General features: G+C 71.6%; 19 protein-coding genes. 13 read left to right on the forward strand and 6 right to left on the reverse strand.

The annotated features are described in order from the left end of the window. Positions 1-29 precede the first annotated feature (29 nt). The 4 genes from BGO91_RS20950 to BGO91_RS20965 are packed head-to-tail and all read left to right on the forward strand — an operon-like array spanning position 30 to position 6240. A complete protein-coding gene (locus tag BGO91_RS20950; protein WP_290474671.1) occupies positions 30-1052 on the forward strand; it encodes a PLP-dependent cysteine synthase family protein in 1023 nt (340 codons plus the stop codon). A gap of 21 nt (positions 1053-1073) precedes the next feature. Beyond that, positions 1074-2375: an NtaA/DmoA family FMN-dependent monooxygenase gene (locus BGO91_RS20955; protein WP_290474672.1), complete on the forward strand. Its 1302-nt coding sequence runs from the start codon at positions 1074-1076 to the stop codon at positions 2373-2375. Next, complete coding sequence (locus BGO91_RS20960; protein ID WP_290474673.1) at positions 2375-3841, forward strand: aromatic amino acid ammonia-lyase; 1467 nt, start codon at positions 2375-2377, stop codon at positions 3839-3841. The genes BGO91_RS20955 and BGO91_RS20960 overlap by 1 nt, the downstream gene beginning before the upstream one ends. A 44-nt stretch (positions 3842-3885) precedes the next feature. Beyond that, positions 3886-6240, forward strand: a complete 2355-nt coding sequence (locus BGO91_RS20965) for a cell wall-binding repeat-containing protein (RefSeq protein ID WP_290474674.1) — start codon at positions 3886-3888, stop codon at positions 6238-6240. On the opposite strand, the gene BGO91_RS20970 is transcribed toward BGO91_RS20965, so the two are convergent. After that, positions 6227-6763, reverse strand: coding sequence for a GNAT family N-acetyltransferase (locus BGO91_RS20970; RefSeq protein ID WP_290474675.1), 537 nt, complete (start codon positions 6761-6763; stop codon positions 6227-6229). The genes BGO91_RS20965 and BGO91_RS20970 overlap by 14 nt on opposite strands. 218 nt (positions 6764-6981) lie before the next feature. On the opposite strand from BGO91_RS20970, the gene BGO91_RS20975 reads away from it, so the two are divergent. The 4 genes from BGO91_RS20975 (at position 6982) to BGO91_RS20990 (ending at position 10532) form a co-directional block, all read left to right on the forward strand. Further along, complete coding sequence (locus BGO91_RS20975; protein WP_290474676.1) at positions 6982-7890, forward strand: ABC transporter substrate-binding protein; 909 nt, start codon at positions 6982-6984, stop codon at positions 7888-7890. Between the two features lie 5 nt (positions 7891-7895). Beyond that, positions 7896-8879, forward strand: coding sequence for an amino acid ABC transporter permease (locus tag BGO91_RS20980; RefSeq protein ID WP_290474677.1), 984 nt, complete (start codon positions 7896-7898; stop codon positions 8877-8879). After that, positions 8876-9664, forward strand: a complete 789-nt coding sequence (locus BGO91_RS20985; RefSeq protein WP_290474678.1) for an amino acid ABC transporter ATP-binding protein — start codon at positions 8876-8878, stop codon at positions 9662-9664. The genes BGO91_RS20980 and BGO91_RS20985 overlap by 4 nt, the downstream gene beginning before the upstream one ends. An 82-nt stretch (positions 9665-9746) precedes the next feature. Then, positions 9747-10532, forward strand: coding sequence for an SDR family oxidoreductase (locus tag BGO91_RS20990; RefSeq protein ID WP_290474679.1), 786 nt, complete (start codon positions 9747-9749; stop codon positions 10530-10532). 68 nt (positions 10533-10600) lie between these two features. On the opposite strand, the gene hrpA is transcribed toward BGO91_RS20990, so the two are convergent. Continuing rightward, positions 10601-14455 carry an ATP-dependent RNA helicase HrpA gene (gene hrpA, locus BGO91_RS20995; RefSeq protein WP_290474680.1) on the reverse strand — a complete coding sequence of 1285 codons (3855 nt, stop codon included), beginning with the start codon at positions 14453-14455 and terminating at the stop codon, positions 10601-10603. 76 nt (positions 14456-14531) lie between these two features. On the opposite strand from hrpA, the gene BGO91_RS21000 reads away from it, so the two are divergent. The 3 genes from BGO91_RS21000 to BGO91_RS21010 are packed head-to-tail and all read left to right on the forward strand — an operon-like array spanning position 14532 to position 17058. After that, positions 14532-15140: a hypothetical protein gene (locus BGO91_RS21000; protein ID WP_290474681.1), complete on the forward strand. Its 609-nt coding sequence runs from the start codon at positions 14532-14534 to the stop codon at positions 15138-15140. Between the two features lie 5 nt (positions 15141-15145). Beyond that, positions 15146-15436, forward strand: a complete 291-nt coding sequence (locus BGO91_RS21005) for a transcriptional regulator (RefSeq protein WP_290474682.1) — start codon at positions 15146-15148, stop codon at positions 15434-15436. Between the two features lie 56 nt (positions 15437-15492). Next, positions 15493-17058, forward strand: coding sequence for a long-chain fatty acid--CoA ligase (locus BGO91_RS21010; protein WP_290474683.1), 1566 nt, complete (start codon positions 15493-15495; stop codon positions 17056-17058). 76 nt (positions 17059-17134) lie between these two features. Here the strand turns inward: BGO91_RS21010 and BGO91_RS21015 are convergent, their stop codons facing one another. Together BGO91_RS21015 and BGO91_RS21020 are read right to left on the reverse strand one after the other, a co-directional pair. Further along, entirely contained in the window at positions 17135-17551 is a 417-nt protein-coding gene (locus BGO91_RS21015) for a hypothetical protein (protein WP_290474684.1), read from the reverse strand. Between the two features lie 24 nt (positions 17552-17575). Then, positions 17576-18409 (reverse strand): aldo/keto reductase, encoded by an 834-nt coding sequence (locus BGO91_RS21020; protein WP_021765491.1) that lies wholly within the window; start codon positions 18407-18409, stop codon positions 17576-17578. Positions 18410-18463: 54 nt separating this feature from the next. Here BGO91_RS21020 and BGO91_RS21025 point away from each other — a divergent pair, with 54 nt between their 5' ends. After that, positions 18464-20389 carry a DUF255 domain-containing protein gene (locus BGO91_RS21025; RefSeq protein ID WP_290474685.1) on the forward strand — a complete coding sequence of 642 codons (1926 nt, stop codon included), beginning with the start codon at positions 18464-18466 and terminating at the stop codon, positions 20387-20389. A gap of 272 nt (positions 20390-20661) precedes the next feature. On the opposite strand, the gene BGO91_RS21030 is transcribed toward BGO91_RS21025, so the two are convergent. Continuing rightward, a complete protein-coding gene (locus tag BGO91_RS21030) occupies positions 20662-20997 on the reverse strand; it encodes a hypothetical protein (RefSeq protein WP_039923102.1) in 336 nt (111 codons plus the stop codon). 316 nt (positions 20998-21313) lie between these two features. Between BGO91_RS21030 and BGO91_RS21035 the strand changes: the two genes are divergently transcribed. Further along, positions 21314-22174: a hypothetical protein gene (locus BGO91_RS21035; protein ID WP_290474686.1), complete on the forward strand. Its 861-nt coding sequence runs from the start codon at positions 21314-21316 to the stop codon at positions 22172-22174. Positions 22175-22264: 90 nt separating this feature from the next. On the opposite strand, the gene BGO91_RS21040 is transcribed toward BGO91_RS21035, so the two are convergent. Beyond that, the gene (locus tag BGO91_RS21040) at positions 22265-23170 is read right to left on the reverse strand and encodes an aminodeoxychorismate lyase (RefSeq protein WP_290474687.1); all 906 of its coding nucleotides are present in this window, start codon (positions 23168-23170) and stop codon (positions 22265-22267) included. Positions 23171-23426: the final 256 nt, after the last annotated feature.

Here is a 23426-nt window from a genome sequence, read left to right on the forward strand (position 1 = left end):
CTCCCAGCGGGAGCGCCTAGTCTCCCTCCATGACCACGCTCGACGTCCGCCCCTCCGACCTCCCCGGCGCCCTGCCGGAGGTCGAGGTCTGCGATTCCGTCGCGGCGCTCATCGGGAACACCCCCGTGGTGGAGCTGCACACGCTCACCCGCGGGCTGGCCTCCCGGGTGCTGGTCAAGCTCGAGGGCCGCAATCCCGGCGGCTCGTCGAAGGACCGCATCGCGCTCAACATGATCCGCACCGCGGAGGCGTCTGGCGCCCTCGCGCCCGGTGCCACAATCGTGGAGGCCACGAGCGGCAACACCGGGATCGGCTTGGCGCTCATCGGCCGGCTGACCGGGCATCCTGTGGTCATCGTGCACGCTGCGGACATCTCGGACGAGAAGCGCAAGGTGCTCGCGGCGTACGGCGCCCGCCTGGTGGAGGCCGACTGGGAGGCCGCACCGGACGACCCGGCCAACCCGCGCGCCCTCGCTGACCGGATCGCCGCGGAGACGCCCGGCGCCTGGCGGCCGGCGCAGTTCGCCAACACCGCGAACCCGGACGCCCACTACCGCGGCACCGGCCCGGAGATCTGGCGCCAGACCGGCGGCCAGGTCACCCACTTCGTCGCCTCGATCGGGACCGGCGGCACGGTCAGCGGCACCGGCCGCTTCCTCAAAGACGTCACCGGAGGCGCCGTGCGCGTCTACGGCGCCAACCCGGTCGGTTCCACCTACGGCGGCGGCCCCGCCGGGCGCATCCTCGTCGACGGCGTCGGCAGCGCGTGGCCGCGCGAGTTCTGGCCGGAGACCTTCGATCACGCGGTCGTGGACGAGGTCCACACCGTCGAGGACGCCGAGGTGTACCGTACGGTGCGCCGTCTGGCGGCCGAGGAGGCCCTCCTGCTCGGCCCCTCGTCGGGGCTGGCGGTCGCGGCCGCCCTGCGCATCGCCGAGCGGGCTCCTGCGGGATCCGTCGTCGTGGCGATCGCGCCGGACGGCGGCATCAACTACCTGACGAAGGCGTTCGACCCGCTGTGGCTGCAGGCCGCCGGCGTCGACGCCGACTGACGACGCGGACGAAAGAGACACATGGCACTCCTCCATTTCGGCTGGTTCCTCGGTGCGGGCTTCGGCGTGCAAGGCTGGGGCGACCCGACGTACGGCGTCGGGTACGACTGGCGCCAGCCGCCGATCTACCAGGATGCGGCACGCACCTTCGAGGCGAGCGGGCTCGACCTGTTCATCATCGAGGACGGCGTCGCGGTCCCCGACACCTACGGCGGCAGCGCCGAGGTCAACCTCTCGGCCGCGCGTTTCGTCCCGAAGCACGATCCGCTCCCGCTCGTCCCGTACCTCCTGGGGGCGACGAGCAGGCTCGGCATCGTCCCGACGCTGAGCGCCAGCTTCTACGAGCCGTTCACGGCCGCGCGCCTGCTCAGCACCCTGCAGCACTTCGCGGGAGGCCGGCTCGGCTTCAACGTCGTGACCAGCGGCTCCGACCTCGCCGCCCAGAACTACGGGCTCGACAAGCAGATCGATCACGACCTCCGCTACGACCGCGCCGACGAGTGGGTGGACGTGGTCCGCAAGCTCTGGCGCAGCTGGGAGCCCGACGCGATCGTCGAGGACGCCGCGAACGGCGTGTTCGCCGACTTCCGCAAGGTGCATACCATCGACCACGAGGGCCGGTTCTTCCGGGTGCGCGGTCCGCTGAACACCGCTCCCGCCGCGGAGGAGCCCGTGATGGTCCAGGCCGGTGCGTCCGGCCGCGGGCGCGACTTCGCGGGCAAGAACTCGGACGTGGTGCTGGCCCTCGCCTCGACGGCCGAGCGGATGAAGGAGTACCGCGACAGCATCCGCGCCGTCGCGGTCGAGAACGGCCGCGACGCGGACGCCATCAAGGTCCTCTTCGTGGTGCAGCCGATCGTCACCGCGAACGCCGAGGAGACCAGGACCGTGCGGGCCGCCCGTGCCGAGCTGACCCAGGCCGCGATCGACGAGCAGCTCCAGTCGATCTCGTACCTCACCGGGGTCGACTTCAAGACGTTCGACCTCGACGCGCCGCTCCCCGAGCTCACGACCAACAGCAACCAGGGCACGCTCGACAACTTCGTCCGCTCGGCGCCGGCGGGCTCCACGCTGCGCGAGATCCTGCAGACCCGGGCGAAGAAGGACGGTCTGGCGATCGTCGGCACGCCCGACGAGATCGCGGACCACCTCGGCGAGCTGGGCGAGGCGGTCGGCGGCGACGGCTTCCTCTTCACCGGTCAGGTGCATCCCGCGAACGTGCACCGCACGCTCGACCCGCTCGTGCCCGCGCTCCGGCGTCGGGGCCTGCTGCGCAGCGAGCTGGGCGACGGCGGGCTGCGCCGCAACCTCCAGGACTTCTGATGGCTGCTGCCGCGATCCGGTTCGGCGCCCCGGCCCCGCGGCCGGAGGACATCGCGGCCGTCGCCGACGGTGCGGTGGTGGAGCTGACGCCCGAGGCGCGCGAGACGCTCGCGGCCTCCCGTGCCGTCGTGGAGCACGCCATCGCTTCGGGCGAGCCGGTCTACGGCTTGAACCGTCGGCTGGGCGCCGGCCGCGACGACGCGGTGGATCCGGAGGGGTTCGCCGCCTTCCAGCGACGCACCATCGCGAACCACCGCGGCGGGGTGGGCGATCCGCTCTCCGCGCGTGAGGCGCGCGCCGTCGTCGCCGCCCGGCTGGCCGGCTTCACGCGCGGGGGAGCCGGGGTGCGCCCCGTGCTCGCCCAGGCCTACGCCGACCTCCTGAACGCCGGGGTGGTGCCCCTGATCCCGTCGCGCGGCTCGGTCGGCGCGGCGGATCTGACCGCGCTGGCGGAGGTCGTGGCCGTGGTGACCGGCGACGGAACCGTCCTCGACGGCACGGCGGCCGGAGCCCCGGCCGGGGACGCGCTGGCCGCCGCGGGGCTCGAGCCGCTCGACCCCGCCCCGCACGAGGCCCTCGCCGCCCTCAGCTCCAACGCCTACAGCATCGGCGTCGGCTCCCTCGCGCTGCTCGACGCGGAGGCGCTGACCGTCGTCGCCGACCACGCCGTCGCGCTCTCCTTGGAGGCCGCCGCCGCGGCGGGCCCCGCCGGCAACCCCAGCCCGTACACGGCCGTTGTGGCCGAGGCCCGCGGCGGGCGGGGGCAGATCGACTCGGCCGCCGCGATCCGCGAGGCGCTCGACGGCAGCGTGCTGCACGACTCCGCGCGCCCGGTGACCGTGCAGGATCCCCTCGCCTTCCGCAGCGCACCGCAGCTGCACGGAGCGCTCCGGGAGGCCGTCGAGCGCGTCCGCACCGAGCTCGAGGTGGAGCTCGCCGCGCGCAGCGAGAACCCGGTCGTGGACATCGCGTCGGATCGCCTGGTCTCGGGCGGCAACTTCCAGGCCCTCCCGCTCGCGCTCGCCTTCGAGGGCCTGCGCCTCGCGATCGCGCACGTCGCGGCGGCGTCCGAACGGCGCACCGCCGCGCACTCCGTCGCGCTGGCACCGGCGCGGGCCGACGGCCGGACGCGCGTCGCCGGGCTGCTGCTGTACTCCGCCGCGTCCGCCGCCGCCGAGCTCAAGCAGCTGGCCGTCCCCGCCACCCTCGGCAGCACGACGCTCTCCGGCGTGGAGGACCACTCCTCCTTCGCACCGCTCGCGCTGCGTCTCGCTCAGCGCTCGCTCGCGCTGGCGGCCGAGGTCTTCGCCGCGGAGGCGCTGCACGCCGCCGAGCTCCTCCACGTGAACGGAGCCCTCCCGGCCGGTGCCGTGACCGGTCCGCTGGCGGTGCGCCTGGAGGAGCTGATCGCCTCCGGAGCGCCCGCTCGGAATCTCGTTCACGACGCAGCGGCCATACTCCGCTAGTTTCTCCCTGGGGCTCGATCGTCGGGCGAGGAAGGTGTCAGCCGATGCGTCGTGCGTCCGCAGGAGGAATGGCCGCGGTGCTCGTCGCCGTGCTGCTCACGGGATGCGCAGCCGCTGCGCAGACCCCGTCCGCGGGAGCGGCGAAGGGGGCGGCCGCCACGATGACGACCGCGCCGCGCACCGGAGCGTCGTCGGCGAATCCCGCGCCGGAGCAGAAGGCCCCCGCCGGCGACGACGCCGACGGCGGAACGGCTGCGGGCGACCTGCCGCAGGGGCTCGATGCCGCCGTCCGCCGCGATCTCGGCATCACGCCGGAGCAGTACCTCGCCGACGCTGCCGCCGCCGGGCACGCCTCCGACATCCTCCCCGACCTGACGACCGGCGGCATCGACCCCGCACAGGTGTGGATGGACGGCTCCACCATCAACGTGCACACCACCACGGCGGCGCAGGAGCGCCTCGCCACCTCGCTCGGCGCGACCCCGACGACCGCGACGCCGCCTTCCGGCCCTGCTCCGGACCAGAAGGCCGCCGCGTACGACAACCTGGACAACGGCACCGGCTGGTACCTGCGGACCGGCGGTTCGACGATCTCCATCTGCTCCACGGGCTTCAACGGGTTCGGTGCGGGCGGGGCGCCGACCATGGCGACGGCCGGCCACTGCCTCCTGGGCAACTCGCCGGTGCCGCCGGACCCGGCCGTGGCCTACCGTTACCTGCAGACGGCGCCGGGTCAGGACGGCACGGCCAGCAGCGCGGCGATCGGAACCCTCGCATCGTCCACGTTCATGTTCGGCAGCGGCAACGACTCCGGCCTCGTCCCCGTCACGGGGGCGAACCTCACGCCGCGCGGCCAGGTCTCGACCTGGAACGGCTCCACCGTCGCCGTCCGCGGGATGACGAACGCGACAGTCGGCGCCCCGATCTGCAAGTCGGGCCGCACCACGGGCTGGACGTGCGGGACCGTCCTCAAGGTCAACTACGCCCAGCAGATCCTGGTGGACGGCGGGGGCATCGTCTCGGTGAACTCCGTGCTCACCTCGATGTGCATGTGGCACGGCGACAGCGGCGGACCCGCGATGATCGGCGCCTTCGCGGTCGGCGTGAACTCGTCCGGCACCTGGTCGACCGCGGCCTGCAACGACCGCAACGGGTACTCCGCGATCTACCCGCTCGGCGGCTCGTCCGACAGCCTGACGCAGAAGCAGCCCGGCTGGCAGCTCCAGGTCGCGATCGACACCCCGGTCATCTCGTCCACCGGCGGCGGGACCACTCCGGCCGTGTCGGGAACGGTGCCGAACGCGACGACGGGGACCACGGTCTCGCTGTACATCGACGGCTCGACGACGGCGGCCGCCACCGCGCCCGTCGCGGCGAACGGCAGCTGGTCCTTCGCCCCCACCGGTCTGAGCGCCGGCGTGCACACCGTCTCCGTCACCGCCTCGTACGGCTCCTACAACCGGTCAGCGCCCTCCGCGACCGCCTACCTGCCCGTGGCGATCACCACCTCCCGGGTCGCGGGCGGGGACAGGCAGGACACCTCCGTCCAGGTGTCGAAGCAGGCCTTCCCGGACGGCGCGCGCGTCGTCTACCTCGCCAACGGCTGGAACTTCCCGGACGCGCTCGTCGCGACGGCCGCGGCGGCCAAGCTCGGCGGCCCGGTCCTGCTCGCCCCGGCGTGGGGGATCTCGGCAGGGGTGCGCGCCGAGATCCAGCGGCTGGCGCCGGACCGGATCGTGGTGGTCGGCGGTCCGGTCGCACTCGGCCCCGAGCTGCTGCAGAGCCTCACCGGCCTCGCCCCCACGATCACGCGCATCGCCGGCGGCGACCGGTTCGACACGGCCCGCCGGATCGTGACGGACGCCTTCGGCGGCTCCTCCGTCAGCAACCTCTACATCGCGAGCGGCGTCGGGTTCCCCGACTCGCTGTCGGCCTCGGCCGCCGCCGGAGCGACCGGCACGCCCGTGCTGACCGTGCTGGGCGGGGCGGCCTCGCTCGACGCCGACACGGTGAGCACCATCCGCTCGCTCCATCCGGCGAAGATCACCGTCGTCGGCGGAGCGGCGTCGGTGTCGGGCGGGATCTACTCGCAGCTGTCGGGGATCGCGACGACCGTGCGGATCGGGGGAGGCGACCGGTTCGGGACCTCGCAGCTCGTCGCGCAATCCGTCTACCCGACGGCGCAGACGGTGTACCTCGCGTCGGGGATCGACTTCCCCGACGCGCTCACCGGCTCCGGACTCGCCGCCGCCGTCAAGCAGCCCCTGCTCCTCACCACCGGGGGCTGCGTCCCTCAGACGGTGACGTCGTCCATGGCGGCCTGGCATTCCATGGCCGTGACCGTGATCGGCGGTCCGAACTCGCTCGCACCCGCGGTGGAGCAGCTCACGTCGTGCTGATGTCCTTGCGGAACCCCAGGTAGGAGACCGCCTCCCAGTCGTCGTCGAGGTCGAAGAGCGGCGCGTAGCCGAGCGAGAGGTAGAGGGCGACGGCCTCGGGCTGGCGGGCGCCGGTGGTGAGCACGATGGAGCGCAGGCCGCGCCGGGCGGCCTCCGCCTCGAGCTCGGCCATCACGCGACGCGCCAGGCCCTGCCTGCGGTGCGCCGAGTGCGTCCAGACCCGCTTGACCTCGACGGTCTCGGCGTCCTCCCGCATGAAGGCGCCGCCCGCGACGGCACGGCCCTCGTCGTCGACGAGCAGCAGGAACGTCCCGCCCTCCTCGGCCGTGAACCGCTCGGCGGGATAGCGGCTGAGCTCGACGGACGACGGGATGCCGTCGTTCAGGCCGTAGCGCTCGTCGTACTCCCGCGAGAGCTCCTCGACGAGCGGCGCGGCGCGGGGATCGTCGGGGCGGGTGACCACGACACGGGCGGTCGCGGCCAGAGTCTTCTCCGGCGCGTCGCCGGATCTCGGTTCGGTCACGCATCGACCATACGACAGCGCCGCGACACGCGCGGCAACGGGGTCACACATCGTCATTCGCAACGGATTCCACGCAACGAAACGCGAAATCTGTTCGAAACCTGCAGGAAAAACGCCGTTTCACGCGCAAATTAGTGTGAGGACTGCGCCCGAGCGCTGGGGTATGCTCCCCATACCTCCTGCAACCCTTGCATCCAGGAAGAAGGACCATCACCATCATGCGTATCCGATCCGTGGCCCCGGTGGCCGCTTTCGCCGCTGTCGCCGCGCTGGCCCTCACCGGCTGTGTCGACAACTCCACCCCGTCCAGCAGCGGCACCTCGACGTCGAGCGCCGCCGCCATCGACGTGAAGAAGGACGACGCTCTCGCGGCCTCGCTGCCCGAGAAGATCAAGTCGGCCGGCACGCTCGTCGTCGGCATGGACAACACGTACCCGCCGAACGAGTACAAGGACGACAACAGCAAGCCCGTCGGCTGGGAGGTCGAGCTGGCCAACGCCATCGGCGCGAAGCTCGGCGTCAAGACCGAGTTCTCCATCGCCAAGTTCGACAACATCATCCCGAAGGTCGTCGGCGGCCAGAACGACTACGGCATGTCCTCGTTCACCGACACCGCCGAGCGCGAGCAGCAGGTCGACTTCGTCAACTACTACACGGCGGGCATCTCCTGGGCGTCCGCCAAGGGCAAGACGGTCGACCCCGACAACGCCTGCGGGCTCAAGGTCGCCGTCCAGTCGACCACCGTCGAGGACACCGACGAGGTCCCGGCGAAGTCGAAGGCCTGCACCGACGCCGGCAAGGCCGCCATCCAGATCCTCCGCTACGACACCCAGGACGACGCGACGAACGCCGTCATCCTCGGCAAGGCCGACGCACTCAGCGCCGACTCGCCGGTCACCGCGTACGCGATCTCAAAGACCGACGGCAAGCTGCAGGCCGCGGGCAAGGCGTTCGAGGTCGCCCCGTACGGTCTCCCGGTCGCGAAGGGCTCCGCGCTGACGCCCGTGCTGCAGAAGACGGTGCAGGCGCTGATCGACGACGGCACCTACGGCAAGATCCTGGACAAGTGGGGCGTCGCCGACGGCGCCGTCACCAAGGCCGAGGTCAACGCCGCGTCGAAGGGCTGACCCGCATGTCCCAGGGCAACCCGGGCCGACCGGTGGCGGGGGCGACCCCGCCGCCGGCCGGCGCCCCGGCCTCCGAGCCGCTCAAAGCCGTCAAACTCAAGCACCCGTGGCGGATCGTCTTCGCCGTCGTGCTCATCCTCGTGCTCGTCTGGTTCCTCGTCGACGCGGCGCAGCGCAGCGCCTACGGCTGGGAGTACGTCGGCAAGTACGTCTTCGACAAGCGCATCAGCGCGGCTGCACTCGTCACCCTCCAGCTGACCATCTACTCGATGGTCATCGGCGTCATCCTCGGGCTCGTGCTCGCGGTCATGCGCCTCTCGCCGAACCCCGTCGTCAAGTCGGTCGCCTGGCTGTACCTGTGGATCTTCCGCGGCACGCCGGTCTACGTCCAGCTCGTCTTCTGGGGCCTGTTCTCGCTGATCTACCCGCAGGTCGTGCTCGGGGTGCCGTGGACCGAGTTCCACGTCTCGTTCGATCTCGGCTTCATGCAGAACGCGTTCCTCATCGCGGTCATCGGCCTCGCCCTCAACGAGGCCGCCTACATGGCGGAGATCGTGCGCGCGGGTCTGCTCTCGGTCGACGAGGGCCAGGAGGAGGCCTCCACCGCCCTCGGCATGTCCTGGTGGCAGACGATGACCCGCATCGTCATCCCGCAGGCGATGCGCGTGATCATCCCGCCGACGGGCAACGAGGTCATCTCGATGCTGAAGACGACCTCGCTGGTGGCGGCCATCCCGCTCACCACGGACCTGTACGGCGTCGCTCGCGACATCTCGGCGGTGACCTACACGCCGGTGCCGCTGCTCATCGTCGCCTCGCTGTGGTACCTGCTCTTCACCTCCATCCTGATGGTGGGGCAGTACTTCCTCGAGAAGCGGTTCTCGCGCGGCGTCAACGCACGCCGCCCCGACCGCGAGCCGGCGCTCGCCACGGGCGCGCTGTCGGCAGCGGGAGCACCGGACGGCAACGACCTCGGAGGCAAGGGATGACCGACACCAACGCACGCACATCCACGACGCCGATGGTGCTCGCGGAGGGCGTCTCCAAGAGCTTCGGCTCCAACGAGGTGCTCAAGAGCATCTCCCTCTCGGTGAAGCAGGGCGAGGTGCTCTGCATCATCGGGCCCTCCGGCTCGGGCAAGTCCACCTTCCTGCGCTGCATCAACCACCTCGAGCGGGTGGATGCCGGCCGGCTGTCGGTCGACGGCCAGGTCGTCGGCTACCGCCAGCACGGCGACAAGCTCTACGAGCTCAAGCCCAAGGAGGCGTCGAAGCAGCGCCGCGAGATCGGGATGGTGTTCCAGCGGTTCAACCTCTTCCCGCACATGACCGCCCTCGAGAACATCATCGAGGCGCCCATCCGGGTGAAGGGCCTGCCGAAGGCCCGCGCGGTCGAGCGGGCGACGGAACTGCTGGCGCGGGTCGGCCTCAGCGACAAGGGCGGCCACTACCCGTCGCAGCTCTCGGGCGGTCAGCAGCAGCGCGTGGCGATCGCCCGTGCGCTGGCGATGGACCCGAAGCTGATGCTGTTCGACGAGCCGACCTCCGCGCTCGACCCCGAGCTGGTCGGCGAGGTGCTCGACGTCATGAAGGGCCTGGCGCAGTCGGGCATGACGATGGTCGTCGTGACGCACGAGATGGGCTTCGCCCGCGAGGTCGCGGACGAGCTGGTCTTCATGGACGGCGGCGTCGTGGTGGAGTCCGGCGACCCGCGCGAGGTGCTCGCGAACCCGCAGCACCAGCGGACGCAGGCCTTCCTCTCGAAGGTGCTCTAGCCTCCCGCCCTCCGTTCCGGACTTCTGCACGCCCACGCATCGCGTGTCGCGTGCGGAAGTCCGGAACGGCTAGCATCGGGGGATGCGTGACGAGGCGAGGCAGGACGACGAGCGGCGCGCGGTCGTCCTGATCACCGGAGTCGGCCGGGCGCGGAGCATCGGGGCCCAGATCGCCCGGTACCTCGCCGGGCCGTACGATGTGGCGTTCTCGTACTGGGACGGCTACGACGCGACGATGCCGTTCGGCAGCGAGCCGTCGTTCCACGACGAGCTGGCGGAGCAGCTGCGCGCGTCCGGGGCACGGGTGCTGCCTCTGGAGGCGGATCTCGCCGATCCGGAGACGCCCGCGGCCCTGATCGCCCGCGTGGGCGACGAGCTGGGCCCGGTGCGGGCGATGGTCCTGAGTCATGCGCACTCGGTCGACAGCGGCATCCTGGACACATCGGTCGCCGCCTTCGACGCCCACTTCGCGGTCAACACCCGCGCGAGCTGGCTGCTGATCAAGGCGTTCGCCGAGGCGTACGAGGGACCGCACGGCTGGGGGCGCATCGTCGCGCTGACGAGCGATCACACCGCCCACAACGTCCCGTACGGCGCGAGCAAGGGCGCGCTCGACCGCATCGTCAAGGCGGCCGCCGTCGAGCTGGCACCCCTCGGGATCACCGCGAACCTCGTCAATCCGGGGCCGATCGACACGGGATGGATGACTCCCGAGCTCGCCGCCGACCTGGCCGCGCAGACGGCGCTCGGGCGGCTCGGCACGCCGAAGGACACGGCGGACGTCGTGGCCTTCCTGCTCTCGTACGCCGGCGGCTGGATCAACGGCCAGCTGCTCCACTCCAACGGCGGCTTCAACCTCGGCGTCTGAAGCCCCCGAGCACAGGAAAAGTGCTCGAAAACAGGTCGCGAACGAGCACATTTGCTGTGCTCGGCGGCTCAGCCGGCGAGGACTTTGCGGATGCGCTGGAGGGAGACGCTCTCGGCGGTGCCGAGCGACTGGGCGAAGAGCGAGACGCGGAACTCCTCCAGCATCCACCGGGCGTGCACGACGTTCGGCGGGCTGTCCGGCGCGAGCGGGATGCGGCCGCCGGCATCGGTGTAGAGCGCCACGGCCGTCTCCACCTGGGTCTGCCAGGCGCGATCGCGGCCGGGGTTGACCGGCAGCGCCTGGATGCGCTGGCTGATGCCGGCCAGGTACCGCGGCAGATGCCGTAGCTGCTCGACGCCCGTCGCCGAGACGAAGCCCGGATAGACGAGCCCGGCGAGCTGCGCCTTCGCGTCGTTGAGTGACGCGAGGAACACCAGCGAGGTCGCCCCGCCGATCGCCTTCTCGGCGGCGCGGGCGGCGGTGAGGATGCGGGTGACGAGCGCGACCGTCTCGAACATCGAGTCCATCACGATGGCGGAGACGCGGTCGCGCACCGCCTCGAACTCGGCGCGCATGAAGACCTGGCCGTCCGGCTTCATCCGGTAGAGCACCGAGTCGATCACCGCGAGCAGGCAGTCGTCGAAGAGCGCCTTCGTGTTCGGGTACGGACTCGCCGCGAGGGTGAGCTTCTCGTTCGCCGTCAGGTGCTGCTGCACGTACGCGACGGGCGACGGGATGCTCGCGAGCAGCAGCCTCCGCACCCCGCCCGGCATCGCCTTCGCCTGGTCGGCGGGCGTGCTCATGAGGCGGATGGAGACGCTCTGCCCGTCGTCCACCAGGGCGGGGTAGGCGCGGATGGTGTTGGTCGAGCCTCCCGGACCGGTGTGCGTGCTGTCGAGGAAGCGAGGGAGCTCGTCGAGGTCCCACGTCGTGAGACCGGTGCGCTCGATCGCGTCGGGCGTGCGCGCCTCGGCGACGCGGGCGACGGAGTCGCGGGCGCGCGACCGCAGACTCTCCTGCAGGGCACCGAGGTCCTTGCCGCTCGCGAGCGGGCGGCCGCGCTCGCCGATCACCTGGAAGGTGGGGCGCAGGTGCGCGGGGAGCCGCTCGGTGTCGAAGTCCGTGCCGCTCACCCGCGAGCCCGTCAGCCGCGAGATGGTCGCGGCCAGGGTGTCGGTGAGGGAGGCGGCGGGTCGCTCGCCCTCGTGGGCGCGCATCCCCGCGGTCGTGGAGAGCTCGCCGAGCAAGCGCTGCGCCCAGTCGGCGGCGGGGACGACCTGGCGGCGGATCGCCTTCGGGAGCGACTTGATGAGCGCGGTGACCAGCTCGTGGCGGAGGCCGGGGACCTGCCAGTCGAAGCCGTCCGGGACGAGCCCGGCGAGCAGCGGGAGCGGCACCTGCACGGTGACGCCGTCATCCTCGGCGCCCGGCTCGAACCGGTAGCGCAGCGTGAGGCGCTGGTCGCCCTGACGCCAGACCGGCGGGAACGCCTCCTCGTCGATCTCGGCCGCGTCCTCGTCGAGGAGCGACTCCGGCGTCATGGTGAGCAGGTCGGGCGTCTCGGTGCGCGCCTTCTTCCACCAGCCCTCGAAGGTGCGGGTGGAGACCACCTCGGCCGGGATGCGCCGGTCGTAGAACTCGAAGACGCTCTCGTCGTCGTTCAGGATGTCGCGGCGGCGGGTGCGCTCCTCCAGCTCGCGCAGCTCGGCGCGGAGCTTGCGGTTGGCGCGGTCGAAGGCCTGGTGCGAGTCCCATTCGCCGTCGACGAGGGCGTGCCGGATGAACAGCTCGCGCGCGAGCGGTGCGTCGATGCGGGAGTACTGGATGCGGCGGCGCGGGATGATCGGCACGCCGAACAGCGTCACCTTCTCGTACGCGACGACGGAGCCCTGGCTCTTCTCCCAGTGCGGTTCGCTGTACTGCCGCTTGCACAGGTCGCCGGCGATCGGCTCGGCCCAGGCGGGGTCGATCGCGGCGTTCATCCGCGCGAACAGCCGGCTCGTCTCGACCAGCTCGGCGCTCATCAGGGCGTTCGGCTGCTTCTTGGCGAGCGTGGAGCCCGGGAAGATCACGAACCGCGCCTGGCGGGCGCCGAGGTACTCGGACTGGCGGGTGCGCGCGCCGCCCTTGTTGCCGGACTCGCGCAGATCCTTCAACCCGATGTGGGACAGCAGGCCGGCGAGGAGCGACCGGTGGATGCCGTCCGGGTTCACCGACGCGTCGCCGATCGTCAGCCCGAGCGGCTTGGCGAGCTGGCGGAGCTGGCGGTAGACGTCCTGCCACTCGCGCACGCGCAGGAAGTTGAGGTACTCGGCCTTGCAGAGCCGGCGGAACGCGCTCGAGGAGAGCTCCTTCTGCTGCTCCTCGAGGTAGTTCCAGAGGTTCAGCAGGGTGAGGAAGTCGCTGGTCGGGTCGGCGAAGCGGGCGTGCTTCTCGTCCGCGCTGCCCCGCTTCTCGACCGGGCGCTCGCGCGGGTCCTGGATGGTGAGCCCGGCGACGATGGCCATCACCTCGCGGGAGGTGCTGTGACGCTTGGACTCGACGACCATCCGCGCGAACCGCGGGTCGATCGGCAGCAGGGCGAGCGAGCGCCCCACCTTCGTGAGCGCCGGATCCCCGCCCCGCGCCGTCGTGATCGCGCCGAGCTCGGTGAGCAGGTCGAGCCCGTCCTTGATGCCGCGGGAGTCCGGCGGCGTCAGGAACGGGAAGGCGGCGATGTCGCCGAGGCCGAGCGAGATCATCTGCAGGATGACGGCCGCGAGGTTGGTGCGCAGGATCTCGGGCTCGGTGAACTCGGGGCGCTTCTCGAAGTCCTCCTGCGAGTACAGGCGGATCGCGATGCCGTCGCTGGTGCGGCCCGAGCGGCCGGAGCGCTGGTTCGCGCTCGCCTGCGAGACGGCCTCGATCGGGAGGCGCTGCACCTTGGCGCGCGTGCTGTAGCGGCTGATGCGGGCGGTTCCGGCATCCACCACGTACTTGATCCCGGGCACGGTGAGGCTGGTCTCGGCGACGTTGGTCGAGAGCACGACGCGGCGGCGGACGCCGGGCGTGGACGACGGCTGGAAGACGCGGTGCTGCTCGGCGGACGACAGGCGCCCGTACAGCGGCAGCACCTCGGTGCCCGGGAGGTTGCGTCCGCGGATCGCGTCGGCCGCATCCCGGATCTCGTTCTCGCCCGAGAGGAACACGAGCACGTCGCCGGGAGCCTCACGCGCGAGCTCGTCCAGCGCGTCGTTGATGCCCTGCAGATAGTCGCGGTCGGCGGTGGGGACGGGATCGGGGTCGTCCTCGTCCTCGAGCGTCTCGGCGACCAGCGGGCGGTAGCGCACCTCGACCGGGAACGTGCGTCCGGAGACCTCCACGATCGGCGCGGGGGAGCCGTCGGCCGCCGCGAAGTGCGCGGCGAAGCTCTCCGGGTCGATGGTCGCCGAGGTGATGATCACCTTGAGGTCGGGCCGCTTCGGCAGCAGCTCGCGCAGGTAGCCGAGCAGGAAGTCGATGTTGAGGCTGCGCTCGTGGGCCTCGTCGATGATGATCGTGTCGTACTTGCGCAGCAGCCGGTCGCGGTGGATCTCGTTGAGCAGGATGCCGTCGGTCATCAGCTTGATGCGCGTCTCGGCCGACACCCGGTCGGTGAACCGCACCTGGTAGCCGACCAGCTCGCCGACGGACTGGCCCAGCTCCTCCGCGATGCGCTCGGCGATCGTGCGGGCCGCGATGCGGCGCGGCTGGGTGTGGCCGATGGAGGTGCGGCCCAGCTCGAGGCAGATCTTCGGCAGCTGCGTCGTCTTGCCCGAGCCCGTCTCGCCGGCCACGATCACGACCTGGTTGTCCCGGATGGCGCGCGCGATGTCGTCCCGCTTCTGACTGACCGGCAGCTCGGGCGGGAACGTGATGCGGGGGAGGGCGGAGGTCGCAGTCATGAGCCCTCCATTCTATCCGGCGCAGCGATCACAAAATCGTTGTGGATGCAGAGTACTTTGTGCTACAAAGTTAACCATGAACGATGACAACTCCGGCGACGCCCGGGAGATGCTCGACCTGATCGATGGTCAGCAACGTCGCGTCGACCGCGGACTCCGCCTCCCCGTCGTGTGGCTCTACTCCATCTGGGCGTTCGCCTGGCTGGTCGGGTTCCTCGCGCTCTACCTCGCCGTGCTCGGCGTCTTCGACCCCGTGGCCGCCGGCATCGTCTTCGCGGTGCTGATCGTGGCCTCCATCGTCGCGTCCGCCGTCATCGGCTCGCGCATCGGGCGCGGGCTGCGCGGCCAGTCCCAGTTCGCCGGCACGGTCTACGGCATCTCGTGGTCGGTGTGCTCGATCGCGTTCGCCCTGCTCGGCACCGGCCTCCTCGCCCAGGGGATGCCGGACGACCTCGCCGGGATCTACTTCCCGAGCGCGTACGCCCTGATGTGCGGCACGCTCTATCTCGGCGGCGCGGCGCTCTGGCACGACACGGTGCAGCTCGTCCTCGGCCTGGCACTGCTGGTGGTCGGGGCGGTCGTCCCGTTCCTCGGTCTCGGCCCGAACCTCCTGGTGCTCGCCATCGCCGCCGCCGTCATCTTCGGCTCCGGAGCGGTCGTCACGGCCCGCTCGCTGCGGAGCTGAGGCCCGTGGACGAGCTCGACCCGGTCATCCACGCGGCCGCGCGTCTGAAGATCACGGCCACCCTCGCGACCGTCCCCGAGGACGGCAGCATGTCCTTCCTCCGGCTGCAGGAGCTGCTCGACCTGACCGCGGGCAACCTCGCCACCCACCTGCGCAAACTGGAGGATGCCGGCTACATCACGGTCGAGAAGACGCACCGCGGCCGCGTCCCCGTCACCTACCTCGCCCTCACGACGACCGGCCGCCGCGCATTCGAGGATTACACGGCGGCACTTCGCAGCATCATCGGGGGGTGAATGGAGTAGGTTTCCCTCACCCGGTCCTTGTCAACGACGATGAAGGAGACCACCCCATGTCCCACGGCTTCGCCACCATGTCCGTCGCGAGCATCCTCGCGGAGACGGCGCATCGCAGCCCCGAGAGCGTCGCGCTGATCTTCGACGGCACCGAGATCAGCTACGGCGACCTCTGGGAGCAGACGCTCCACTACGCCGGGGCGCTGCGCGACCGGGGGATCGGGCCGGACGACCGCGTCGCCCTGATGATCCCGAACGTGCCCGACTTCCCGCGTGTCTACTACGGCGCGCTGGCGCTGGGCGCGACGGTGGTCCCCATCCACGCGCTGCTGAAGGCGGAGGAGATCGCCTATGTGCTGCAGGACTCCGGCGCCGCCCTGCTGATCTGCGCGGCCCCGCTGCTCGGCGAGGGTGCGAAGGGAGCGGCACTCGCCGGCATCCCGGTGCTCTCCGTGCTCGTGCCCGACGAACTGGCGGAGCAGTTGCCGTTCCCCCGGCTCGAAGTGGAGGCCGCAGCCGCTGAGCCCGTGCTGACCTATGTGCCGCGCGACCCGCTGGACACGGCGACCATCCTCTACACCAGCGGCACCACCGGCAAGCCCAAGGGCGCCGAGGGCTGCCACTTCTCGCTGATCGAGCAGGTGAACGTGCTGCTGGCCGGGACGCTCGACATCGAGCCCAGCGACCGCATCCTGGGCTGCCTGCCGCTGTTCCACACCTTCGGGCAGACCTGCGTGATGAACATGGGCTTCCGCGCGGGCGCGACCGTCGTGCTCGTCCCCAAGTTCGACCCCGCCACGGCGCTGCGGCTCCTGAACGAGCACGGCTGCACGATCATGACCGGCGTCCCGACGATGTACATCGCGCTCCTGGAGGCCGCCAAGACGAATCCCGAACGGCCGCCGCTGCGCTACGGCATGAGCGGCGGCGCGGCCATCCCCGTCGCCGTGATCGAGCGGATGAAGGAGGTCTACGGCATCGACGTCCACGAGGGCTACGGTCTCACCGAGACGTCCCCCGTCGCCTCCTTCAACCACCGGGGCCGCCCGACGCGGGTCGGCACGGTCGGCACGCCGATCTGGGGCGTGGACGTGGAGATCGCGGACGCCGAGGTCGACGACCGCATCGACCTCCTGCCCCGCGGCGAGCTCGGCGAGATCGTCGTGCGCGGGCACAACCTCATGAAGGGGTACCTCAACCTCCCGCAGGCGAACGCGGAGGCGGTGGTCGACGGGTGGTTCCGCACCGGCGACCTCGGCACGAAGAGCGACGACGACTACATCACCATCGTCGACCGCAAGAAGGACATGATCGTCCGCAACGGCTACAACGTGTACCCGCGCGAGGTGGAGGAGGTGCTCTCCACCCATCCCGCTGTCGCGATGGTCGCCGTGTTCGGCGTCGCCCACGACACGCACGGCCAGGAGGTCATGGCCGCCGTCACGCTCATGCCGGGCGCGGAGGCGACCGGGGAGGACCTCGTCGCGTTCGCACAGGAGCACGTCGCGGCGTACAAGTTCCCGCGACGGGTGGAGATCCTGGAGGCGCTCCCGCTCGGACCGAGCGGGAAGGTGCTCAAGCGGGAGCTGGTCGCGCGCTACGAGGCGGCCGCGACCGTGTGATGCGGGTGCCGGGCGCTGCGGTGCCGGGCGCCGCGGACGCCGGGCGCTGCGGTGCCGAGCGCCGCGGCGCGCCGTGTCAGGACGCCATGTCCATCGTGACCAGCCGCACCGACGAGTGCAGGTAGAACGCCGCCAGCACCGCGTAGCAGATGCACGCCACGGTGGGGATGAACGCGTTCTCCGGCCGGCTGGCGAGGGCGCCGACGCACGAGACGAAGGCGGCCGCCGTGAACCCGCCGCCGATCCAGAAACCGGCGGCGGGCCGGGCGGTCGCGCGCCACCAGGGGCGCGGGTCCTCGCGGTTCTCACCGGCGCCGCGGAAGATGCGGACGCCGAATCCGACGTAGAGCAGGTTGAGGACGGCCACGATCAGCACGTCGGCGGTCGCGTCGACGAGCTGCTGGAACAGGAAGACGTTCAACGCCAGCAGGAGGCCGTAGCCCCCGATGATGTAGGCGACCTTGCCCGTTGCCGTCGTGATCCTCAACTTCACGAGGGAGAGCTTATCCGGCGGGGGTCAGTTGACCTCGTTCGGGTGCGCGCTGACGCGGCCCTCGCGCTCGAGACCGGTGATCGCGGCGACCTCGGCGTCGGTGAGCTCGAAGTCGAAGACGTCGAAGTTCTCGGCCATGCGCTCGCGGCGGTTCGACTTCGGGAACACGATGTTGCCGGTCTGCAGGTGCCAGCGGATGACGACCTGGGCCGGGGTCTTGCCGTGGGCCTCGGCGGCGCCGGCGACCTCGGGCAGCTCGAACAGCGGGTACTTGCCCTGGCCGAGCGGTCCCCACGCCTCGATCTCGATGCCGTGCTCGCGGGCGAACGCGGTGACGGCCGGCTGCTGGTGCGCCGGGTGCAGCTCGATCTGGTTGACGGCCGGCACGATGTCGGTGTTCGCGAGCAGCTTCTCCAGGTGCGGGACGAGGAAGTTCGAGACGCCGATGGCCTTCGCGCGGCCCGACGCGTAGATGGTCTCGAGCGACTTCCACGCCTCGACGAAGGTGTCCTTCTCGGGGGTCGGCCAGTGGATGAGGTACAGGTCCACGTAGTCGAGGCCGAGCTTCTCGAGCGACTCGTCGAACGCGGCCTGCGCGTCGGTCTGGCGGTCGTTCCAGAGCTTCGTGGTGACGAACAGCTCGTCGCGGGCGATGCCGGAGGAGGCGAGGGCGTCGCCCACACCCTTCTCGTTGCCGTAGATCGCGGCGGTGTCGATGTGGCGGTAGCCGACCTCGAGCGCATCCGTGACGATCCGCGTCGTCTCGGCCGGGTCGACCTTGAAGACACCGAAGCCCAGCTGCGGGATGGTGGTTCCGTTGTTGAGGGTCAGGGTCGGAGTATTTGCGTTTGCAACCATATCCACCACGCTACCAGCCGTTGCGGCCGCGGTCAGCGGTCGTAGGGTGTGGCCATGGCGAATCGGCTGCAGGACGCGATCAGTCCCTACCTCCGCGCGCACGCGGACAACCCGGTCGACTGGTGGCCGTGGGGAGCGGAGGCGTTCGCCGAAGCCCGGCGGCGCGACGTGCCCGTCCTGATCTCCATCGGCTATGCGACCTGCCACTGGTGCCACGTCATGGCGCGCGAGAGCTTCTCCGATCCCGCGCTCGCCGCCGAGCTCGACGCGCGGTTCGTGCCGATCAAGGTCGACCGGGAGGAGCATCCCGAGGTGGATGCCGCCTACCTCTCCGCCGCCAGCGCCTTCACCGACAACCTAGGCTGGCCGCTCACCGTCTTCGCCACCCCCGACGGGCGGGCGTTCTTCGCCGGCACCTACTTCCCGCCGATCCCGGTCGGCGGCCGCGCGTCGTTCCGCCAGGTGCTCGACGCCGTCGCGGACGCGTGGGAGCAGCGGCGGGAGCAGGTGGAGACCGATGCGGGGCGCGTCGTGGCGGCGCTCGCCGCGGCCTCCGCGTCCGCGACCGCGGTCCACGACCTCCCGGACGGCCGCGAGCTCGACACGGTGGTCGCGCTGCTGGCGCGGGCGGAGGACGAGGAGTTCGGCGGGTTCGGCGCGGCCCCGAAGTTCCCGGTCGCGCCAGTGCTCGGGTTCCTGCTGGGCCGCCCCTCGGGGGAGGAGCTGGCGCACCGGACGCTGCGGCGGATGGCGGACTCCCCGCTCCGCGACCCGGTCGACGGCGGGTTCTTCCGCTACGCGACCCGGCGCGATTGGGGCGACCCGCACTACGAGCGGATGCTCTACGACAACGCCCTGCTGCTGGACGCCTACGCGACGGCGTGGCTGCAGACGCGCGAGCCGTGGGCGGAGCAGACCGCCGACGGTGTGGCGGCGTTCCTGCTCGGCGTGCTGCGCCGGCCGGGAGGCGGCTTCGCCTCTGCCCAGGATTCCGAGAGCGTCATCGACGGCGCCCGGGTCGAGGGCGAGTACTACAAGCGGCCGGCCGCCGAACGAGGACTGCTGGAGGCGCCGCCGGTCGACGCGAAGGTGCTGACCGGCTGGAACGGCCTGGCGATCGGCGCGCTGGCCCGCGCGGCGCGCATCCTGAACCGGCCCGCGTGGATCGTCGCGGCGACCACGGCGGCGAACACCCTGCTGGAGCGGCATCGCCGCGCCGACGGCACGCTGCTGCGCATGTCGCTCGACGACCGGCTCTCCGACGCGGAGGCGACGCTGGAGGACTACGGCGCGCTGGCCGCGGGCCTCCTGGAGCTGTCGCTCGCGTCGGGGGACCCGGCGATGGCGGTCGCCGCGCGGGACCTCGTCGACATCTGCCTCGACGCCGGAGGTGGGGCGGGTGCTTCGGGAGCGTCGGGTGCTGCTCCGGGGTCGGGGCCGTTCGAAGCGCCGGGAGGCGGCGATCCGGTGCTCGCCGCAACGGGGCTGTCCGTGCGCGTCGATCCCTCCGAGGGTGCGTATCCCTCAGGCCTGTCGTCGATGGCGAGCGCCGCGCACACGCTCTTCCTGCTGACCGGCGAGCGGCGCTACGAGCGGGCCGCGCGCGAGGGGATGCGGCTGGTCGCCGCGCAGGCGGTGCAGAGCCCGACCGGGTTCGGCGCCTCCCTCGCCCTGATGTCGCGCCTCGACGCCGACGCCGTGCAGCTCGTGACCGTGCTGCCAGCCGGGGCCGAACCGGGCGCGCATCCCTCGGGCCCGGCGGATCCGGAGGGTTTGCTGGGAGCGGTGCGGACCCATCCCGCAGCCGTGGTCGCCGTCGTCGGGGAGGCGCAGGCCGCGGCGCTCGCGGACGAAGGGTTCGACCTGTTCGCCGGGCGGACGGCGCACGACGGGCTCCCCACCGCGTACCTCTGCCGCGACTTCGTGTGCCGGCTGCCGGTCACGCGGCCGGAGCAGTTGCGGGAGGCCGCGGGCGCGTGAGCCGGGCGGGTGCGCGTCTGGCCGCGCAACTCCGGTGATGTCGCGCGATCGGCGCGGAATCGCCGGACCAACGGCGGTCTCGTCGGCGTGTCGTGGAGGATCTCCGGAGTTGGCACCGCGCTGGCCGTCGTGCCGGCGGCACGGGCGCGGGCGCGTGACTCCGGCAATCGGCCACGCAACGCCGCTCCGTTCTCCGTTCGAACGGAGAACGGGCCGGGATGCCGCGAGATCGCCGGAGTTGGCGCCGCGATCGGCGCCGGCGGCGCCGGCCGTCAGGCGCGCTCGAGCTTGTCGAGCATGCCCCAGACGGCTTCGCTGAGCTCGGGATGCTCCAGTGCGATGCGGCGCAGCACCGAGTACTCGAAGCGCGTGAAGATCTCGCGGCCCGCGGCCGGATGGTGGGCCCGCGACTGCTGCTCGCCGAGGTCGAACGCCTCGATCGCGGTCGCCCGCAGCGAGATGACGACCTGCTCGTCGACGCTCGGGAGGTCCGGGATGAAGTGCCACGGGTCCTCGCCCGCGCGGCAGCGGTGCTCGATGATCGCGGAGAGCTCATCGCGCGCCTGCTGACGGAGCACTTCGATGCTCCGGGGTACGTGTTCTGTCACGGGCGACCTCCCTCCGCTGACGGTGGATCCGGCCTCGTCGCCGGAACGGTGCGTTCAGCCTAGACGGCACGGCCGACGCTCGCGAATCGGGGCGTAACGAGAGGTCTACCGCCCCCGTGGGGGCCGGGCCGCTCGCAGGCGAGGGGTCGTCCCTCCCGAGCCCGCCGGCCATTGCCATATAAAAAACGGTGTATTTGATGCTTCACGTCAAGCGTGATTGAATGTCAGGCGACAGCGAGTCGTCGGCGTGGGGGCAGCCCTCGCCGACGCTCACCGTGCGATCGGATGAGGGGCGTCGTTCCCCGAGGAGGAACCGATGACCAGCACCGAACCGATGGCGGAACATCCGACGCGCACCCGAACGCTGGCGCTCGCGCTCGCGATCGGCATGCTGGTCGGGGCCGCGCTGCTCGGCGGGTTCTTCATCATCGTCGGGGATCAGGCGAACGTCGCCGGACGTGCCTGGCTGACGCTGGTCCTCGTCGCCGGGTTCGCGGGAGCCGTGCTCCTCGACGCGACCTACGGCGACGGTCCGAACCGCTGGTACACGCCGGCCTCGGTGATGACGAACGTGGTCCTGGTCGCCCTCGGCCTCATGAAGATCTGGAACGGTTGGCTGCAACCGGCGGACACGGCGGACGCGCGGGTCTGGACGCAGCAGCTCTTCCTGTTCCTCGCCCTGGTGGTCCTTCTCCGCCTCGCACTGCTGATCACGCAGTTCTACGGACTCTATTTCGTGGTCAGGGCGACGCGGACGATCGCGAGGACCTCCGCTCTGGTCACGCTGGCCTTCCTCTGGCTGACGGCCCTTCTGCTGGCCGCGACGGCCGCCTTCCCCGAACCTGACTGGCCGGACTGGTGGATGCGGACAGCGGGCGCCACCGCGCTCGTCGCCGTCGTGCTCGCGGTGATCCCCCTCGTCGTGCGCGCCTTCGAACCGCGTGCTCCGCGTGCCGGGCGCGACACGGCTCCCGCCGGATACCGGCCCCCGGGGTACGCGCACCTACCGCACGACGGAGGGCAGTCCGGCCTGGTCTCCCCGCCCTCGGGTGGGTCGTTCCCTCCCTACCCGGGATCCGGGCGACCTGATTCGCAAGCAGCCGCGGGTGCGCCGCCCGCGAGTGCGCCGCCCGCCAGCGCGCCGCCGGCGCAGAATCCATCCGCTCCGCCGCAGTAGCCGAACGATGAAAGCATCGGGGCAGACGACCGGCCCGGTCGGGCCGTGCGCGCGACTCAGGCCTGCGCGCGACTCAGGCCTGCGCGCGACTCAGTCCGTGCGCGACAGGAGGTACGCGTTCAGGTCGGCGGTCAGCGCGTCGTCGACGGGGTAGTCGCGCTCGTCGAGCGTCGTGATCGGCGCCGCCTGGCGGACGCTCGACACCAGCCAGAGGGCGTCGGCATCGCGCAGTTCGTCGGCGGTGATGCGGCGGTACTCGGTCGGGTAGCCGCGCTCCTCGAAGAACGCGAACACGGCGGCCTGCGTGGTGCCGGCGAGAATACCCTGATCGGTCTGCGGGGTGCGCACGACCCCGTCGGAGAGCAAGATCACATTGGAGGTCGGCCCCTCCAGCGCATAGCCGTCGGAGCTGATGAAGATGACGTCGTCGGCTCCCCGGCGCGCCGCTTCCCGGCCCGCAGCCCGGTTGATCGCGTACGACAGCGTCTTCGCTCCGGCGAGCAGCCACGGCGAGGTCTCGGCGACGTCGTGCCGCCAGCCGCGGTCGAGCGCCACCACGCGGATGCCGAGGCGCTGGGCCGCGAAGTCCTCGCCCTCGTCGACGAAGACCCAGCCGCTCGCCCGGCCCTCGCCCTCGACTCCACGGGTCAGGATGAGCTTGGCGAAGAGCTCGCCGCCGTCGCCGTTGCGGGACCGGTAGTCGGCGACCCCGGCCAGCACGGCCTCCCGCCACACCGCGGCATCCGGCTCCGGGAGGTCGAGGAGCGCCGCCGAGTGCGCCAGCCGCTCCAGGTGCGGCTCGAGCGCCTGCGGGTGCCCGTCGATCACCGCGATCGTCTCGAACACGCCGTCGCCGCGCGTGATGCCGAGGTCGGTGATCCGGGCCTGCGGGGCACCGAAATCGGCGAGCACGAAGCCCGGGTCGCCGTCGGCGCGGGTCGCGGCCGGGTCGGAGACGGTCGGAGCGGTCACGGTCAGCAAGGTGGCGCGGGTCATGCCCCCATTGTCCACCGCTCGGCGCCGCGGCACAGGGCCGAGCGCCTGCGTGTGCCCATTCCCGTGCGCGCGCGTGGAGTCGCGGTGCATCGGCGGTCTCGCGGGACGTTCCTGACATGTCGCCGCGCCGCAGACGTCCCGCCGCGTCGCCGTCGCCCGCTCCCAACACGCGAGCCCCGACGCCCCGCCTGCGGCAACGCGGCGGCCGATGCATTTGCCGAGTGCGCTGTGGCGGGACATGTGCGCCGCGTCGCCG

This window comes from Leifsonia sp. 71-9, from assembly GCF_001898805.1.
Lineage (GTDB): Bacteria > Actinomycetota > Actinomycetes > Actinomycetales > Microbacteriaceae > Leifsonia.